The sequence below is a fragment of the Agrobacterium sp. CFBP2214 genome (genome assembly GCF_030209895.1).
GTDB classification, from domain to species: Bacteria; Pseudomonadota; Alphaproteobacteria; order Rhizobiales; family Rhizobiaceae; genus Agrobacterium; species Agrobacterium radiobacter.
Genome location: NZ_JARVRC010000003.1, coordinates 984,615 through 1,001,696, shown reverse-complemented (window position 1 = coordinate 1,001,696; position 17,082 = coordinate 984,615). Strand labels below are relative to the sequence as shown.

The following is a 17,082-nucleotide window of genomic DNA, read 5'->3' as shown; positions in this document are numbered from 1 at the left end:
ATAATCATATCTCCGAGGCAGTGAATGGATCAGCTCTCCGCCATGCGGGTTTTTACGCGAGTTGTGGAAACCGGCAATTTCAGCCGCGCCGCCACCGCGCTGAACATGCCGAAAACCACTGTCACCAACATGGTGCAGGCGCTTGAGGCGCATTTGCACACCACACTTCTCAACCGCACCACGCGCCGGGTGATGCTGACAACGGACGGCGCTCTCTATTATGAGCGGGCCTCACAGATTTTATCGGAAATCGAAGAACTTGACGGCAGCATGTCCAGCGCACAAGTGCAGCCATCCGGCCGGTTGCGGGTGGAAATGGCCGGTGTCTTCGCGGACCTGGTGGTTATCCCACATCTTTGCGAATTTTACCAGCGTTATCCGCATATCCGTCTCGATCTCGGTGTCGGCGACCGTCTGGTCGATTACATCGCGGAGAATGTCGACTGCGCACTCCGGGTCGGCGTGCTGCGCGATCAGTCGCTGATTGCCCGAAAAGTGGGCGAACTCCGGTTCGAAACATTCGCCTCGCCATCCTACATCGAAAACTTCGGCATGCCGCGAGAACCGGAGGATCTGGAGAAGGATCATTATTCGGTGGGCTACCTCAATGCCACCACCGGCCAGATCATGCCGGCCTCCTTCGACAATGGTGTGCGCAGCGTTGAACTGACCCCGAACTATGTCGTCTCGGTCAATGACAGCCGTACCTATCTCAACGCGGCACTGGCCGGCATGGGCATCGTGCAGCTTCCCGTCTTCATGGTGAGGGATGCGCTTTCGCGGGGTGAACTGGTGCCGGTGCTTTCCGAATGGCGGCGCGAAGCCATGCCGATCTATGTGGTCTATCCACAAACCCGGCATGTGACCAACAAGGTCCGCGTTTTCGTCGACTGGCTGGCAAAGCTCGTTCACGGCCTGGTGTGAGGCGGCCAATCACCTTCCGGCCCAATCAGCGCCCGACCCTTGTGGCGAGGAAATCGATGAAGGCGCGCACGCGGGCGGCGAGATGCTCGTGGCCGGCATAAACCGCGTGGATTACCTCCATGTCCTCGGCATTATAGTCCTCAAGGACAGGGATGAGCAGGCCGGCCTTGATATCGGGTTCGATATGAAATTCCCCGACCCTTCCTAGTCCGAGACCCGTGAGGCAGAGCCTGCGCATCGCCATGCCGCTATTGACCGATGCATTGCCGGTGATGGGGAAGCGATACACCTCCGTCGATCCGGGATCGCGGAAGGGCCATTCGTTGAGGCTGCGGCTGAAATTGAAGCTCAGGCAATTGTGCTGCGCCAGATCCTGCGGTTTTTCCGGCATGCCGTGTTTTTCGATATAGGCAGGGGAGGCGACGATGACGCGGCGGACTTCTTTCAGCTTTCTTGCCTTCAGGGATGAATCGCCCATGGCGCCGGAGCGGATCGCAATATCGGTGCGTTCCTCGATCAGGCTGATGACGCCATCGGTCAGCGAGATATCCAGCTCGATCTCCGGATAAAGCGACAGAAATTCCGGTGCAAGCGGCAGGAGATAACGTTCCCCGAAGCCCAGCGTCGCATTGACGCGCAGCAGGCCGCGCGGCACCACCTTGCCGCCGCTCGCCACGATCTGCTCCGTTTCAGTGATGTCGGCGAGAATGCGCCTTGCCCGCGCCAGATAGACTTCGCCCTCCGGTGTGAGCGTGACAAGCCGGGTGGAGCGGGCCAGCAGTCGCGTGCCGAGGCGGTCTTCGATGCGTGTGACAAGCTTGCTCACCGCCGAGGGAGAAAGCTTCAGCCTGCGCCCGGCCGCGGAAAAGCTGCCGAGTTCCGCCGCTGCCACGAAGACTTCCATTTCTCCGGCCCTGTTGTCCATCGCCTCACCATCTGTGAAATCAATTCAAAGGCGTTTATCCGATCTTGCCGATTATCATGCAAGTCCCCTTCGCCCATATTGCATCCATAGATTTGATCCAACCGGACAGCGCCGCTGTCCAAATGATCCAAACCGACAGTCCTGCTGTCCAGAACGCCCGCGATCCCGCTCCGGGCGGAGAGGTAGTCATCATGCCATTGGCCATATTTGCCCTGACGATCGCGGCCTATGCGATCGGAACAACGGAATTTGTCATCGTCGGCCTGCTGCCGACGGTTGCCAACGATCTTCACATCACCCTGCCGCTGGCCGGTCTCATCGTCAGCGTCTACGCGCTTGGCGTCACCTTCGGCGCGCCGATCCTGACAGCGCTGACCGGCCGGATCGAAAGAAAGCCGCTGCTGCTCGGCCTCATGGCCCTGTTCATCGTCGGCAACAGCGCTGCGGCCCTGTCGCCGAGCTATGAGATGCTGCTCGTCGCCCGGGTCATTGCCGCCTTCGCCCATGGCGTCTTCTTCTCGGTCGGCTCCACCATCGCCGCCGATCTCGTGCCGGAAAACCGCCGCGCCTCGGCCATCGCCATGATGTTCATGGGGCTGACGGTCGCCATCGTCACCGGGGTTCCGCTCGGCACCTATATCGGGCAGGTCTTCGGCTGGCGCGCAACCTTCTGGGCTGTTGCCGCCCTTGGCGTGATTGCCTTCCTGGGCATCGCCACGCTTCTGCCGAACACGCTCAAGAAAGCGCCGCCGGCAAGCCTCTTCGATCAGGTCTGCGTTCTCGGTTCCGGCCGCCTGCTCATCGTTTTCGCCATGACCGCGCTCGGTTACGGCGGCACCTTCGTCGCCTTCACCTTCCTTGCGCCGATCCTGCAGGATGTGACCGGCTTTTCGGAAAAGAGCGTCAGCCTGATCCTCGTGCTCTATGGCATCGCCATTGCGGCCGGCAATATTGGCGGCGGCAGGATCGCCAACCATAACCCGGCCAAGGCGCTGATCGGTCTCTTCCTCGCGCAAGCCATCGTGCTGCTCGTCTTCTCCTTTACGGCCGTTTCGCCGGTGTTGACGCTTATCACGCTTGCCGCGCTCGGTTTCCTGTCCTTCGCCAATGTTCCCGGCCTGCAGCTTTATGTCGTGCAGCTTGCCAAGGAACACCGTCCCGGCGCGGTCGATGTCGCCTCGGCGCTCAATATCGCCGCCTTCAATCTCGGCATCGCGATTGGCGCATGGCTCGGCGGTCTGGTGGTGGAATCGCCGATGGGCCTTGCTGCAACGCCCTGGGTCGGCGCCATCCTCGTCGCCATCGCCCTGCTTTTGACCCTCTGGAGCAGCGCGCTCGACCGCCGTGCCGCGCTGACGCTGAAAACCGCCTGAGCTTTTCGCAAAATTCCCGGCCATGTCCCAGGCTGGCCGGGCAACCTCAAAGGAGAAAATATATGTTTGATGTCACCGCAAATGGCGCTTCGATCCCGGCGCTCGGCTTCGGCACCTTCCGCATTCCCGGCCCCGATGTCCTGCGCATCGTTCCGCATGCGCTGAAGGCCGGTTTCCGTCATATCGATACCGCCCAGATCTATGGCAACGAAGCCGAGGTCGGCGAAGCCATTGCTGCTTCGGGCATTGCACGCGGCGAGGTGTTTCTCACCACCAAGGTCTGGGTCGAGAACTACAAGCACGAGGCCTTCCTCGCCTCCGTCGACGAGAGCCTGAAAAAGCTGAAGACCGATTATGTCGACCTGCTGCTGCTGCATTGGCCGAACGACGCGGTCTCGCTTGCCGAACAGATCGGAGCGCTGAACGAGGTGAGGCAAGCCGGCAAGGTGCGCCATATCGGCGTCTCCAACTTCAATACGGCGCTGATGGCCGAGGCGGTGAAGCTTTCCAAGGCTCCGATCGTGACCAACCAGATCGAATACCACCCCTATATCGATCAGGACGTGGTTATCGCTGCCGCCAAGGCTGCCGGCATGTCGGTAACGGGCTATTACGGCATGGCCGATGGCAAGGTGTTTGCCGACCCGGTGCTGAAGGAGATCGCCGCAAGCCGGGGCAAGTCTGTGGCGCAGGTGGTGCTGCGCTGGCTCGTGCAGCAGCAGGGTGTCGTCGCCCTGTCGAAAACGGTCAGCGAAGCCCGTGTCGATGAAAATCTCGCCATCTTCGATTTCGAGCTTTCGGCCGATGAAATGGCGACGATCCATGCGCTCGCCAAGCAGGATGGCCGTATTGTCTCGCCGGATGGGCTCGCGCCTGAGTGGGACGAGGTTGCCTGATTATCAGGGCGGGCATGGGACGTCACCCCGGACTTGATCCGGGGTCCAGTGCGATCAAGTCATTGATCGCGGAAGATTCCTTTCATGGCGCCGACGCGCCATGGCTGGATGCCGGGTCAAGCCCGGCATGACGGAGGAGAGATTTTCAACCTTTGTCACCAACTTCACGACACCCGGATAGTGATCCGGGTGTCTTTTGAGTGGATGGTATTAGAATTCCGCCCAGCTCTGCTCTTTTGACGCGGTGGATACGCCGAGTGCCGCGGCCACCTGGCCCATCATGCGCCGTGCCGGCGATGGTCTCGGCTGGGCATTGTCCGCAACGCGCAGCTGCGTCGATGGCTGATGGGCGTTTCGGGTTTTGCGGGCGGTTGCGGCGGTGCCGTCGAGCCTGAACTGGCCGATGATTTCGCGGAGCGTCTCGGCATCGCCGGCAAGCGATGTGCTGGAGGCCTTGGCCCTTTCGACCATCGCGGCATTCTGCTGCGTCACCTGATCCATCTGGTTGACCGCGCTGTTGACCTCGGCCAGGCCGACCGACTGCTCCCTTGCGGAGGTTGCGATGGCGTCGAGCTGCGTATTGATGGCGATGACGTGGCCTTCAATAACCTTCAGGGCATCGCCCGTGGCGGTCACGAGTTTGACGCCGTTTTGAACCTCGTCGGCGGAGTTGCGGATAAGCTCCTTGATTTCCTTGGCCGCCTGCGCCGAACGCTGCGCCAGCTCACGCACTTCCTGCGCGACAACCGCAAAACCTTTGCCCGCCTCACCCGCACGGGCCGCCTCGACCCCTGCATTGAGCGCCAGAAGGTTGGTCTGGAAGGCAATCTCGTCGATGACGCCGATGATGTTGGAAATCTGGCTTGAGGAGCTCTCGATGCGCTTCATGGCGTCAACCGCATTTGCGACGACCTGACCGGAGGTTTGCGCCGATCGGTTCGCCTCCACCGCCACGCTTCGCGCCTCTTCCGTGCGCTTCGTCGAATTGCTGACGTTGCTGGTGATCTGGTCGAGCGCGGCGGCTGTTTCCTCCAGCGAAGCGGCCTGTGTTTCGGTACGGTGCGACAGGTCTCCCGCACTCGAATTCAGTTCCTGCGAGCCGCCATCGATCGTCGCCGTGACCTCGGCAACCGAGAGCAATGTCTTGTTCAACTGACCGACGGCCATATTGAAGTCCGCCCGCAGGCTTTCGAAATCCGCCGCGAAAGGCGTCGTCAGCTGATAGGAGAGGTCGCCGTCGGCCATATGCTTCAGGCCGCCTGCCAGACCGCTTGTCGCCTCCGCCATTTCCGCCGCGCGCCTGCGGTCTATATCGGCGGCCCTTTGACGGTCCGCTTCGGACTGGTCGCGCACCTGGGCCGCATCCGCTTCCAGCCGGCGGGCCTTCAGCTCGTTGTCCTTGAAGATCTGCACGGCCTTGGCCATGGTGCCGACCTCATCGCGCCGGTCCGTTCCGTCGATGTTGGCGGAAAGGTCGCCATTGGCAAGCCTCTGCATGGTGCCGGCAAGCCCCTGCATCGGCGTGACAAGCCAGGTGCGGATCGCGAAATATCCGGCGACGACCACCGTAAGGAAACCGAGGATGACCGCTACGACGGTAATCAGCGCGGTCTGGTCGCTCGTCTCCGTCAGAGCGCCGCTCTCCGTGTCGTTGCGGGTTGTGATTTCCGTGGCGATCTGCGTCAGTTTCGCGCCGATCCTGGCGAAGACCGGCTGGCATTCCATGCCGAATGCCTTTTGCGATGCCAGTGCCTCCTCCACGTTCGATGCGGTGCGGCCCAGATTCCAGGCATTCTTGCACGTAATATTGTAGAGTCTCAGCGCTTCGTCCTTGAGTGCGGGCAGACGGCTGTCACCGGGGACCGAGGCGATGGCCTTATCCATCAACTGGGCAAATTCCCCACGCGTGGCCTTTGCCTCGACTTCGGCGGCGGCATTGCCCTCTTCCGTAAAGGCAATCATCATATCGGCCAAAGCGGCGCGTCCGTTCAACAAGGCATGGTTTGCCAGTGCCAGGTTAAGGGCTGCCGCGCTGTCATGCTCGATAAGGTCGCTATAGCTCTTGTCGATTGTCTTGATCTGCACTGCGGAATAAGCCGCGATCAAGATTGCGCAAATGCCGAACAGCGCAAATACCGTCAGGAATTTTCCAACGACAGGAATATTTCTCATGGCAACAACTCCGATAGGAAATTGATCCCTTCATGGGTTCTGTGTCGGCATCATGCGCTTTTATTGGGAATTATATACTTGGTAAATTAAGAAATAATTATGTATTATTAGCGGATATGCATTTAATATTCATTTTTACTTTGAATAAATTATGTAAAAGTAATGCATAATACTTTGAGGGCGTGAGGTGATCGGTGGCATCTTCCGGCCTCTGTTCAACGCGCAATGCGGCTGAACGCCATGCCTGTGGCACAGCCAATCATGGTGCAGAGCTGAAATTCTTTTTTGATAGTTCTGTATCTGCTGGGAAAACTGGAGCGGGCGAAGGGATTTGAACCCTCGACCCCAACCTTGGCAAGGTTGTGCTCTACCCCTGAGCTACACCCGCTCAAATCCACCGGTCCGGGGTAGTACGCTGAACCGTGGGCCACCGAAGCGGCGACGGGTGCTATATCGCTCAATCGTTTTTGGAATGCAACAGTTTCTTTTGTGGTTTCGGTGGAAATCCACGCGGCTGCGCGTTTTTCCGCAGTACAAGGGCGGCCGGGAACCGAAACAAGAGCGCGCCAGGGAGAAGATGTTGTTTCGATTGGGTTTTATCTCCTTCCCGCAGAATATGGCGGTGGAGGAGGCCAGAAAATAACCTATTTACATTTGGTTAAAATCTGATTCGACAAGTGATTCGTTCGGGTGTACAAATTTGATGTCCACGAAAAAAAAGAAACGATACTTGGCATATCATCAGGAGGATGAGCCTTGTCGTACGCAGCTTTTGAACGGGTTGGCGCACAATTGTCGCCGGAGCAGATTACCGATCTGCAGAATATTTTCGATGGCGTATGTTTCGAGTGTTTTCAAGATCGCAGTAGCCACGTTGCCAATGAGTGCGCAGCGGTTCTTATCCGCAGCGCCCAGCGGGGCATTCTCGATCACGAGATGCTGCGGGACATCGGGCTTGCCGTTCTGCGGCGCCACTGACGCTTGAATACGAGAAAAAAGCGCCCGGATCATCCGGGCGCTTTGTTGTTGGGGTGGCGGATTTTTCCGCTCAGCTCTTTTCCTGCACATGCGCTTCCAGGAACCAAAGCGACTTGTCGAGATCGCGCGAGGCGGCGGTGAAGATGTCGGCCGTCGTCGGATCACCGGCCTCGTCTGAATCGTCGATGGCCTTGCGGATCATGTTCGCCACGTCGCCATAACGCTCGATCAGCGCATCCAGATGGTCGTGGATCTTGTAGATATCGGTCGGATAGGCCTTGAGCTTGGTCGTCGAGGAGACGGATTGCAGGCTGCCAAGCGCCGTGCCGCCAAGCTGGACGACGCGCTCGGCAATCGTGTCGCCGTGATTGTCGAGTTGTGTGCGGAACGTATCGAGAAGTTCATGGACGGCGATGAATTGCGGGCCCTTGAGGTTCCAGTGCGCCTGCTTGGTGATGAGCGCAAGGTCGATGACGGAAGCGAGCGATTCATTCAGAATGCCGATTACGGTCGACTTGGCGTTGGAAGGCAGGTCGTTCTTCGTCTTGTGCGTCTTCATCGATGTCTCCTGAAGTTGCGGACGGAATGCCGCTTTGGAAAAGTCCGTCGTTTAACGTCCGGGCCTGTGGCCCTGTTCCATGCTAAGCACTGGGACAGTAAAAATCCTGCACAATCATCATGTCATTCGTAAAACAGGCAGATGCGCCGGCCGTCTATCTCATTGACGCGGATCGGCATGTCGTAGATTTCCTGGAGAATCTCGGGGCGGATGATCTCTTCTGCAGGTCCGTGATGGCAGATGCGGCCCTCGCGCATGGCGATGATGGTGTCGGAATACCAGGAGGCGAAGTTGATGTCGTGCAGCACCAGAACCACGGTCTTTTTCAGCTCGTCGGCGGCCTTGCGCATGATCTTCATCATGCTGGAGGCGTGTTTCATGTCGAGATTGTTGAGCGGTTCGTCGAGCAGCACATAATCCGTATCCTGACACAGCACCATGGCCACGAAGGCGCGCTGGCGCTGGCCGCCGGAAAGCTCGTCCAGAAACCGGCCGGCAAGGGGTTCGAGATGCAGATATTCCAACGCCCGGTCGATATGGACCTTGTCCTCGATGGTGGGGCGGCCCTTTGAATAGGGGTAGCGGCCGAAACCGACGAGGTCGCGCACCGTCAGGCGCGAGGAGATGTGGTTGTCCTGCCGCAGGATAGAAAGCCGCTTCGCCAGCGTGTCGGAAGCGGTTTTCGTAACATCGAGCCCGTCGACCGTGACGGTCCCGGCATCCATCGACATCAGCCGCGCCACGATGGAAAGCAGCGTCGATTTTCCCGCCCCGTTCGGCCCGATGATGGAGGTGACGCCGCCTGCCGGAATGGAGACGGAGACGCCGTCTATCACAACCGTGTCGCCATAGGATTTGCTGATCTGATTGGCGATGATCATCGCGCACCTCGTTTCAGAATAAGACCGATAAAGACGATGCCGCCCAGAAATTCGATGATGATCGAGAGCGCCGTATCGAAGGCGAATATCCGCTCCAGCACCACCTGACCGCCCACGAGGCAGATCACGGCGATGAGGATCGCGGCCGGCAGCACATATGCGTGCTTGCCATTGCCGGTGAGATAATGGGCAAGGGCCGCAACCAGCAGCCCGAAGAACATGACCGGGCCGACAAGCGCGGTGGAGACGGCAACGAGCACGGAGACCAGAACGAGGATGATGGTGACCGTGCGCTTGTATTCGACGCCGAGGCTGATGGCCGTCGCACGGCCGAGCGAGAGGACATCGAGCGTGTGCATGAGCCTCAGCCCGATGATGGTCACCACGCCGATGATGACGGCGGAGACCATGAGAAGGGTTGGATCGATGGAATTGAAGCTGGCGAACAGCACGTCCTGCAGCACCGTATACTCATTGGGGTCGAGCACGCGCTGCATGAAGCCCGAGAGGCTGCGGAAAAACACGCCGAAGACGATGCCGACCAGTACGAGAAGATGCAGGCTGCGTTCCGCGCCGACGAACAGCCAGCGATAGAGCAGGGCGGAAAAGGCGACGAGCAGCCCGGTTTCGACGAGAAACTTCAGTTGCGGATCGATCATCACGACGGTTGCCGAGCCGAAGACGAAAATCAGCCCCGTCTGCATCAGCACGTAAAGCGAATCGAAGCCCATGACCGAAGGGGTGAGGATGCGATTATTGGTGACCGTCTGGAACAGCACGGTGGAGACCGCGATGGCATAGGCCACCAGCAAAAGCGACAGAAGCTTGATGCCGCGAAACGGCAGCACGAAGCTCCAGCTTCCCTTTGCGCCGAGCGTCATGAAGGCGGCCATGGAGATGAGCGCGAATGCCGCAAGCACGAGCAGAACGGTTTTTGCGCGCCTTTCGGGGTTTCTCTCACGCATGGTGGCGTTTCCGCAGCAGGAGATAAAGGAACAGCACGCTGCCGATGACGCCGACCACGGTTCCGATCGGTATTTCATAAGGCGCGCGCACGGTTCGGCCGATGATGTCGCAGGAGAGAACGAAGACTGCGCCAAGCGTCGCCACCCATGGAACCGAGCGGCGCATATTGTCGCCGATCATCAGGCTGACGACGTTCGGCACGATCAGCCCGAGAAAGGGGATCATGCCGACGGTGACGACGACAACGGCGCTGACCAGCGAGACGATGGTGAGGCCGAGCGCCATCACCCGGCGATAGTTGAGGCCGAGATTGGTGGTGAAGTCGCGCCCCATGCCAGCCACCGTAAACCGGTCCGCGGCGAGATAGGCGGCAATGGCGAAGAGGAAACCGACCCAGAGCAATTCATAGCGGCCGCGCAGCACGCCGGAAAAATCCCCCGTCATCCATGCGCCGAGCGATTGCAAGAGATCGAAACGATAAGCGAAGAAGGTGGTGACGGCGGAGATGACGCCGCCCAGCATGATGCCGATCAGCGGCACCAGCAGCACGTCCCGCAATGGCACTTGTCTCAGGATACGCAGGAACAGCGCGGTGCCGGCGAGCGCGAAAACGGCGGCCACCAGCATCTTGCCGAAGATCGGCGTGTCGGGTGCAATCAGGGTGACGGTGAGCAGGCCGAGACCGGCGGATTCGGTGGTGCCCGCCGTCGAAGGCTCCACGAAACGGTTGCGCACCAGCATCTGCATGATGAGACCTGCAATCGCCATCGAGCTTCCGGCCAGTATCAGCGCCAGCGTGCGCGGAATGCGGCTGACGAGCAGCACGCGCAGTGCATCCGTGCTTGTGTCAGGTGCAAAAAGCGTGGCCAGAGAAACGTTGCTCACACCGACGAACAGGCTGACGATTGCGAGTGTCAGCGCCAGAAGAAGGGCAAGGATGAGAGACAGGGATTTCACGTTGGTGGTATTTCGAAAATAGCGAAAGCTCCCGGTGGCTTGGCAGGCTGCCGAAACAGGCGCCCGACCTCTCCTTGGTCCTCCTCGGGTCAAGCCCGAGGATGACGGGGAGTGTGGAGCAGCCTTCAGGAGCGAGTGCCCAGCAGTTTTTACGACTTCTTATCGGAAACGGCCTTGTAGACCTGATCGAGCAGGGTGGTGAGCGCCGTATAACCGCTGCTGACGATATAGGCCGCCTGCGGGTCGAGATAGACGATCTGCTTTTTCTTCCACGCATTGGTCTGGTGCACCAGCTCGTTGTCCAGCACCTGCGCGGCTGCCTTGCCCGGATCGGTTGCGCGGCCGATGCCGGCATCGCGGTCGATCACGAACAGCCATTCGGGGTTGACCTCGGCCAGATATTCGAAGGACACGACGTCGCCGCGGTCGAAACGGTCGTCAATATCGGCGGCGACCGGCTTGAAGCCGATTTCGGTGTGCAGCCAGCCGGTGCGCGAGCTTGGACCGTAAACGCCGACCTTGCCGGCATTGGTGACGAGGATCATCGCCGTGCCGGAGTTGGGAGCGATCTCCTTCAGCTTCGCGACCTTCTCATCGATGACGGCATCCAGCTTCTTTGCTTCTTCCTGCTTGCCGAAGATATCGCCGAGCTTGGTGATGTTGCCTTTGACGCTGTTGATAAATTCCTTGGAATCGATCGACATGTCGATGGCGGGCGTGATCTTCGCAACGTCAGGATATTTCGCCCGCGAACGGCCGCCGACGATGACGAGATCGGCTTCCGCCGCATTGATAGCCTCGTAGTCGGGTTCGAACAGCGTGCCGACCTTCAGATATTTGCCGTCGGCATATTTCTGCAGGTAGGTCGGCAGGTTGGAGCCGACGACGCCTGTTGGCTCGACGCCGAGCGCATCGAGATTGTCGAGCGAGGGAATATCGAGAACCAGAACCTTCTTCGGTGCCGCCTTCAGCACGGTCTCGCCCTGCGCGTGCTTGATCGTCATTTCCTCAGCGCCCGCAGTCATCGCGCCAAGGCTGAAGGCCGCTGCCGCCAGCAGCCGAACGGGGAAGGTGAAGTTGATGGCCACTTATATGTCCCTTGCAATATGGTTCTGAACCGGCGGAAGTGCTCCCGCAGGGTTAACTTGATGTTCGCTATCAGCTTTATTGGCAAGGTATGCGGAAATCAAAAATATGTTTTAGAACGGTTCTGAATTGCGGTGAGCGGGAAATGTGGGGACAGTGAAACATTTGCTCAAACCTCTTCCCGGTCATCCTCGGGCTTGACCCGAGGATCCACTGTGCTGGGGTGATGGATCCTCGGGTCAAGCCCGAGGATGACGTTGAGGGTGAGGAGAGGCCGGGGCCAATGTCGTGGGTGCCCTTTTATCCGTCTGTGTTTTACCCATCACGACAGCCGCGCTCACTCTGGCGGCCAGTCACCAACGATTTCGCGTCTCTCCAGCTTCAGGGAGCGGTCTGGCTGTATTCGGTAGGTCTCAATCGCCAGCCGTCCGTCGCCCATGACGAATTCATTACTGAGCGTGCTGCCGATGGGAGATTTGGTCAATTTGGTGCGGGGCTGTCCGCCATAGGTGATGCTGCCGGGAATGGGCTCCACGTCGGGTGCGGCGGTGGCGCAGCCGACGAGGGCCAGAACCATCAAGATCGCGATCTTGCGCATGTTTTTCTCCTGCGTTTGGAGCGGAATCATATCATGGCCGCGTCTGCGCCACACATCCCGTTGGCGTGAATAAAAAAGCCCCGCATCCGAAGATACGGGGCCAGTTGCCCTGGGAGGTTTCCGGTTTATCAGTCCTCGTTGGCGGCAAGCTGCGTCAGCACCTCGCCGCGGCCGCGGATACGCATGATCAGCGGAATGATGAAGGCGGCTGCCGCGACAAGGAAAAGGCCAACGGCAATCGGTGAGGTGAACAGCACCGTTGGGTCGCCCTGGCCGATGGCAAGCGCACGGCGCAGCTGCTGTTCCGCAAGCGGTCCGAGGATGAGACCGACCACCGCAGGCGCAATCGGATAACCGAAGATGCGCATGATGTAACCGAGGATGCCGAAGGCGAGCAGCATGCCGAGTTCGAACACGGACGGGTTGGCGCCGATGGTGCCGAGCGTCGCGAACAACAGAATACCCGCATAGAGCCATGGCTTCGGAATGGTCAGCAGCTTCACCCACAGGCCGACGAGCGGCAGGTTGAGCACCAGCAGCATCAGATTGGCGATGAACAGGCTGGCAATCAGGCCCCAGACCAGCTGCGGATTGGTGGCGAACAGCAGCGGGCCGGGCTGCAGGCCATATTGCTGGAAGCCGGCGAGCATGATGGCGGCGGTCGCCGTCGTCGGCAGGCCGAGCGTCAGCAGCGGCACCAGCGTACCGGCGGCGGACGCGTTGTTGGCGGCTTCCGGACCAGCCACGCCTTCAATGGCGCCATGGCCGAATTCTTCCGGATATTTGGTCAGCTTCTTTTCGGTGGCATAGGACAGGAAGGTGCCGATTTCAGCACCGCCCGCTGGCATGGCGCCGATAGGAAAGCCGATCAGCGTGCCGCGCAGCCAGGCTTTCCAGGAACGCGCCCAGTCCTGCGCGCTCATCCAGACCGAACCCTTGACGGCCTCGACCTTGTCCGGGCCGGTGCTGCCCTGCGCGACGATGAACAGTGTTTCGCCGATGGCGAACATGGCCACCGCAAGCGTCGTTACTTCCACGCCGTCAAGCAGATCGGGAATGCCGAAGCTCATGCGGGTCTGGCCGGTCAGCTGGTCGATGCCGACGATGGCAAGGGCAAAGCCGATGAACAGCGAGGTGAGGCCGCGCAACGCCGAATCTCCGAAAGCGGAGGAAACGGTCACGAAGGCCAGCACCATCAGCGCGAAATATTCACGCGGGCCGAAGACCAACGCCAGCTTGACGATGTATGGCGCGATAAACGCGAGCGCGATGGTGGCGATGAGGCCGGCGACGAAGGAGCCGATGGCGGCGGTGGCCAAGGCCGGGCCGCCTCTGCCCTTGCGGGCCATCTTGTTGCCTTCGAGCGCGGTGACGATCGAGGCGCTTTCGCCCGGCGTGTTGAGCAGGATCGAGGTGGTCGATCCGCCATACATGCCGCCGTAATAGATGCCGGCGAACATGATGAGCGAGCCAGCGGGATCGAGCCTGTAGGTGACGGGCAGAAGCAGCGCGACGGTCAGCGCCGGCCCGATGCCGGGCAGAACGCCGACGGCGGTGCCGAGTGTGACGCCGATCAGCGCATAGAGCAGGTTCATGGGTTGGGCGGCAACCTCAAGACCGTGCAGCAGGAATTCAAAGGTACTCATGGACAGATGTCCCCCAAGTGGACCCGATGGGCGGGCGGAACGGCTGGCGTATGCGTCATCGCGCGCCTGCGGTTTCCTGTGATCTCGAATTTTGGTCGGAATGGCTGTTAGAAGAGCAGCCGTTCCAGAGGCCCGGCGGGCAGCGAAAGCTGCAGCAGCCGCGCGAAAATGAACCAGATGACGAAGCTCAGGGCGATGCCGATGGGGATCGAATACCAGAGCTTGCGTTTGCCGAAGGCGCGCGCCGTGAAGGCAAAAAGCAGGCCGGTGGCAATGGAGAAACCCGCCACCTTCAGCAGCAGCATCTGCGCGGCAAGACCGGCGACAACCCAGATAACAGGGGCGATTTCCTGCCTGTCGCGTTCGGGAAAATCGCCGCGCCATGCTTCGATGGCCGTCCAGAGCGCCAGGCCGATGAGACAGAAGCCGATGGCGTAAGGCACGGTTGCCGGGCCGACCGGCGAATAACCGGTGACGCTGGCGAGGCGGGCGCTGTCCCAGAAGATCACGCTTGCGATGAGGACGAGGAAGATGGCGATCGCCAGCGCCGCCCAGTCAGGGCGGCGCTTTTGATGCTCAGAAGGGTTGGAACCCTGGCTCATTTTACCAGTCCGATGTCTTTGAGGATGGCGGCGGTGGCGTCGGTATCCTTGGCGAGCTGTGCCTTGAATTCGTCACCGGCAAGATAGGTGTCCATCCAGCTCTTGGTCTTCAGGGTTTCCTGCCACTTGGCGGATTTCACCAGCTTCTCGATATCGGCATTGACGGCCTTTTCCTGTTCCGGCGTCAGGCCGGGAGGAGCGGCGACCATGCGCCAGTTCTGGACGACGACATCAAGGCCGCTTTCCTTCAGTGTCGGTGCGTCGACACCTTCCAGCTTCTCTTCGCTGGAAACCGCGAGCAGGCGCAGCGTGCCGGCCTTCACCTGGCTTTCGAATTCGCCGTAGCTCGAAATGCCGGCCGTTACCTGCGAACCGAGGATCGAGGCAAGCGCTTCGCCGCCGCCGGAGTAAGCGATGTAGTTGATCTTGGTCGGATCGACGCCGGCCGCCTTGGCGATCAGGCCAACGGCGATATGGTCGGTGCCGCCGGCGGAACCGCCGCCCCAGGAAACGCTGCCCGGGTCCTTCTTGAGCTGGTCGACGAGGTCGCCGATGGTCTTCAGCGGCGAGGATGCCGGAACGACGATGGCTTCATATTCGCCGGTCAGACGGGCGATCGGCGTTACTTCCTTAAGCGTGACGGGCGCATTGTTGGTGAGGATGGCGCCGACCATCACGTAACCGCCGACGATGAGGGCGTTCGGGTTGCCCTTCTGCTGGCTGGCGAACTGCGCAAGACCGATGGTGCCGCCGGCGCCCGGTACGTTCTGTACCTGAACGCTCTTGGAAATGCCTTCTTCCTGCAGCACGCTCTGCAGGGAACGCGCGGTCTGGTCCCAGCCGCCGCCGGGATTGGCCGGGGCAATGATGGTGTAATCCGCTGCAGCGGCCGGAAGAGCGATCATGCCCGCCAGAAATGTGCCGATAAGAAAATGTTTCACGTAGAAAACCCTCCTCAGGATGCCCTTTTTGGGCGTCGTTTTTCGTTTATGCGGGGGGCTTTCAGGACGCGTCTGTGCCGGCGCTGAATAGTCAGCGTGGTGCTTGGCAATCGTCCTGGATTTCCTCCCGCATCTTCTTCCGCCTCCACGGAATGAAGAAGGATTGCAGAGCATCACAAAAAGCTGTCATCTAACTGACGCTACGCAAGTCCTTGCTCATTTACTCTCTATTAATTTCCGTCGGACGTCTACTGTGGCGTGTGTGGGCGACTTTGTTTTGCGCTTTTGAAGCTTGCTCCACCCTCATTCCCGTGCCTGCCACGGGAATCCAGCCGATGCGCGCCGGCGCGGCGGAAGGACTCCTTTCAACCCAAGGACTTGGGCTGGCTGGATCCCTGTGACAAGCCCAGGGATGAGGGAGGTGAGCGCACCCGGCATCCTCGAACTACTGTGAGCGAAGCGCCTCGTTCCAGCGCTCGATCAGGCGGCTGCGTTTCACCTGATCCAGATAGACCATCAGGCCGGGGCTGACGGGTACGGGGCGCAATTGTGCGCCGTGGATGGCCTGCATGGTGTTGGCGGTGTTTTCGCCCGCCACCTCAGGGCTGACGGCGGGAATCTGCAATTGCCGGGCCATGATCGTCTGGCCCTCCTTGGACATGAAGAACTCGAGATAACGACGCCCGAGCGCCGGGTTGGCGGCGGCTTCCGGCACCAGCCCGATACGCGACATGACCACGGTATAGTCTTTCGGCAGCACGATGCCGACATCGGGGTGGCGCGAGGCCCAGTCGGCCGCATAAGAGCCAAGAATGTTGTATCCCAGCACGAAGCGGCCGTCGGAGACCCGCTCCAGAATGGCGGAGGAGGTGGAGTAGACCTTCACGCCCGCCGCGCCCATGGCCTTGATGACGTTCCATATATCGCCGAACTGCTCCTGATCGCGTGACATGAACAGGAAGCCGACACCGGAGCGTTCGATGTCGTAAGTTGCGATGCGGCCATGCACTTGCCTGGCGTGGCGTTCGAGATAATCGACAAATTCGGCGCGGGTGGCGGGCGGCTTTTCCGTGGTGAAGCTCGGCTTGTGATAGACGAAAACAGCCGGCTCGAAGGTCAGCGCATAGGCGGTGTTGCGCCAGTTCGCCCAGGCGGGCCAGCGGGCGCTCATGGCAAGATCGGAGCGCTGCGCATAACCGTCATTGCTCAGCTTCACCTGCAGATCCATGGCGGAGGAAAAGGCGAAATCGGCGGTCTTCTTGCCCGCATCGGTTTCTTTTACGATGCGGTCGTAGATTTCGCCGGTCAGCATATCCTCATAATGGACGGCAATATCGGGATTGGCCTTCTGGAAACCTTCAATCATCGGCGTCGCCAGAGGCTCATCGAGCGAGGAATAGACCACCAGCGTTTCCGCACCCGCCTTGCCTGATGGGGCGGGAAAAATGGCGACCTGCGCAAGCGCGGGCGAGGCCATGCAAAGACAGAGGCAGAGAAAAAGGCAGATACGCATGGAAAAGATCATGCCGCACGCGCTTGCCATTCACAAGCGGCAAGGGCTTGGTTAAATTCGGCGGA

General features: G+C 60.1%; 16 protein-coding genes and 1 tRNA gene. 4 read left to right on the top strand and 13 right to left on the bottom strand.

Translation table 11 applies throughout. From position 1 onward, the window contains the following. Positions 1 to 24 precede the first annotated feature (24 nt). Positions 25 to 924, top strand: a complete 900-nt coding sequence (locus tag QRN60_RS12245) for a LysR family transcriptional regulator (protein WP_003504061.1) — start codon at positions 25 to 27, stop codon at positions 922 to 924. 25 nt (positions 925 to 949) lie between these two features. On the opposite strand, the gene QRN60_RS12240 is transcribed toward QRN60_RS12245, so the two are convergent. Continuing rightward, a complete protein-coding gene (locus tag QRN60_RS12240) occupies positions 950 to 1,849 on the bottom strand; it encodes a LysR family transcriptional regulator (RefSeq protein ID WP_020808778.1) in 900 nt (299 codons plus the stop codon). A gap of 191 nt (positions 1,850 to 2,040) precedes the next feature. Between QRN60_RS12240 and QRN60_RS12235 the strand changes: the two genes are divergently transcribed. Together QRN60_RS12235 and QRN60_RS12230 are read left to right on the top strand one after the other, a co-directional pair. Next, the gene (locus QRN60_RS12235; protein ID WP_129565101.1) at positions 2,041 to 3,222 is read left to right on the top strand and encodes an MFS transporter; all 1,182 of its coding nucleotides are present in this window, start codon (positions 2,041 to 2,043) and stop codon (positions 3,220 to 3,222) included. Positions 3,223 to 3,284: 62 nt separating this feature from the next. Then, positions 3,285 to 4,118, top strand: coding sequence for an aldo/keto reductase (locus QRN60_RS12230; protein ID WP_129565100.1), 834 nt, complete (start codon positions 3,285 to 3,287; stop codon positions 4,116 to 4,118). 210 nt (positions 4,119 to 4,328) lie between these two features. Here QRN60_RS12230 and QRN60_RS12225 read toward each other — a convergent pair whose 3' ends face one another. Continuing rightward, positions 4,329 to 6,290, bottom strand: a complete 1,962-nt coding sequence (locus tag QRN60_RS12225) for a methyl-accepting chemotaxis protein (RefSeq protein WP_129565099.1) — start codon at positions 6,288 to 6,290, stop codon at positions 4,329 to 4,331. 313 nt (positions 6,291 to 6,603) lie between these two features. Continuing rightward, positions 6,604 to 6,678 (bottom strand) — tRNA-Gly (locus tag QRN60_RS12220). 368 nt (positions 6,679 to 7,046) lie between these two features. Here QRN60_RS12220 and QRN60_RS12215 point away from each other — a divergent pair. Further along, complete coding sequence (locus QRN60_RS12215; RefSeq protein ID WP_004429892.1) at positions 7,047 to 7,268, top strand: hypothetical protein; 222 nt, start codon at positions 7,047 to 7,049, stop codon at positions 7,266 to 7,268. A 70-nt stretch (positions 7,269 to 7,338) separates the two neighbouring features. Here QRN60_RS12215 and dps read toward each other — a convergent pair whose 3' ends face one another. The 10 genes from dps to QRN60_RS12165 all read right to left on the bottom strand — a co-directional run bounded on the left by dps (position 7,339) and on the right by QRN60_RS12165 (position 17,047). Next, positions 7,339 to 7,827, bottom strand: coding sequence for a DNA starvation/stationary phase protection protein Dps (gene dps / locus QRN60_RS12210; protein WP_004429894.1), 489 nt, complete (start codon positions 7,825 to 7,827; stop codon positions 7,339 to 7,341). 122 nt (positions 7,828 to 7,949) lie between these two features. Then, on the bottom strand, positions 7,950 to 8,708 hold the full coding sequence (locus QRN60_RS12205; protein ID WP_004429896.1) for an iron ABC transporter ATP-binding protein: 759 nt from the start codon (positions 8,706 to 8,708) through the stop codon (positions 7,950 to 7,952). After that, positions 8,705 to 9,673: an iron chelate uptake ABC transporter family permease subunit gene (locus QRN60_RS12200; protein ID WP_004429898.1), complete on the bottom strand. Its 969-nt coding sequence runs from the start codon at positions 9,671 to 9,673 to the stop codon at positions 8,705 to 8,707. The genes QRN60_RS12205 and QRN60_RS12200 overlap by 4 nt, the downstream gene beginning before the upstream one ends. After that, the gene (locus tag QRN60_RS12195; protein WP_004429900.1) at positions 9,666 to 10,631 is read right to left on the bottom strand and encodes an ABC transporter permease; all 966 of its coding nucleotides are present in this window, start codon (positions 10,629 to 10,631) and stop codon (positions 9,666 to 9,668) included. Before QRN60_RS12195 ends, QRN60_RS12200 begins: the two co-directional genes overlap by 8 nt. A 149-nt stretch (positions 10,632 to 10,780) precedes the next feature. Beyond that, the gene (locus QRN60_RS12190; protein ID WP_099085886.1) at positions 10,781 to 11,719 is read right to left on the bottom strand and encodes a siderophore ABC transporter substrate-binding protein; all 939 of its coding nucleotides are present in this window, start codon (positions 11,717 to 11,719) and stop codon (positions 10,781 to 10,783) included. A gap of 335 nt (positions 11,720 to 12,054) precedes the next feature. Continuing rightward, positions 12,055 to 12,315, bottom strand: a complete 261-nt coding sequence (locus QRN60_RS12185; RefSeq protein ID WP_060723731.1) for a hypothetical protein — start codon at positions 12,313 to 12,315, stop codon at positions 12,055 to 12,057. Between the two features lie 128 nt (positions 12,316 to 12,443). Next, positions 12,444 to 13,961 (bottom strand): tripartite tricarboxylate transporter permease, encoded by a 1,518-nt coding sequence (locus QRN60_RS12180; RefSeq protein WP_004429907.1) that lies wholly within the window; start codon positions 13,959 to 13,961, stop codon positions 12,444 to 12,446. A 107-nt stretch (positions 13,962 to 14,068) separates the two neighbouring features. Further along, positions 14,069 to 14,563 carry a tripartite tricarboxylate transporter TctB family protein gene (locus QRN60_RS12175; RefSeq protein WP_060723679.1) on the bottom strand — a complete coding sequence of 165 codons (495 nt, stop codon included), beginning with the start codon at positions 14,561 to 14,563 and terminating at the stop codon, positions 14,069 to 14,071. Continuing rightward, on the bottom strand, positions 14,560 to 15,468 hold the full coding sequence (locus tag QRN60_RS12170) for a Bug family tripartite tricarboxylate transporter substrate binding protein (RefSeq protein WP_153463847.1): 909 nt from the start codon (positions 15,466 to 15,468) through the stop codon (positions 14,560 to 14,562). The genes QRN60_RS12175 and QRN60_RS12170 overlap by 4 nt, the downstream gene beginning before the upstream one ends. A gap of 481 nt (positions 15,469 to 15,949) precedes the next feature. Next, positions 15,950 to 17,047, bottom strand: coding sequence for an ABC transporter substrate-binding protein (locus tag QRN60_RS12165; protein WP_371412712.1), 1,098 nt, complete (start codon positions 17,045 to 17,047; stop codon positions 15,950 to 15,952). Positions 17,048 to 17,082: the final 35 nt, after the last annotated feature.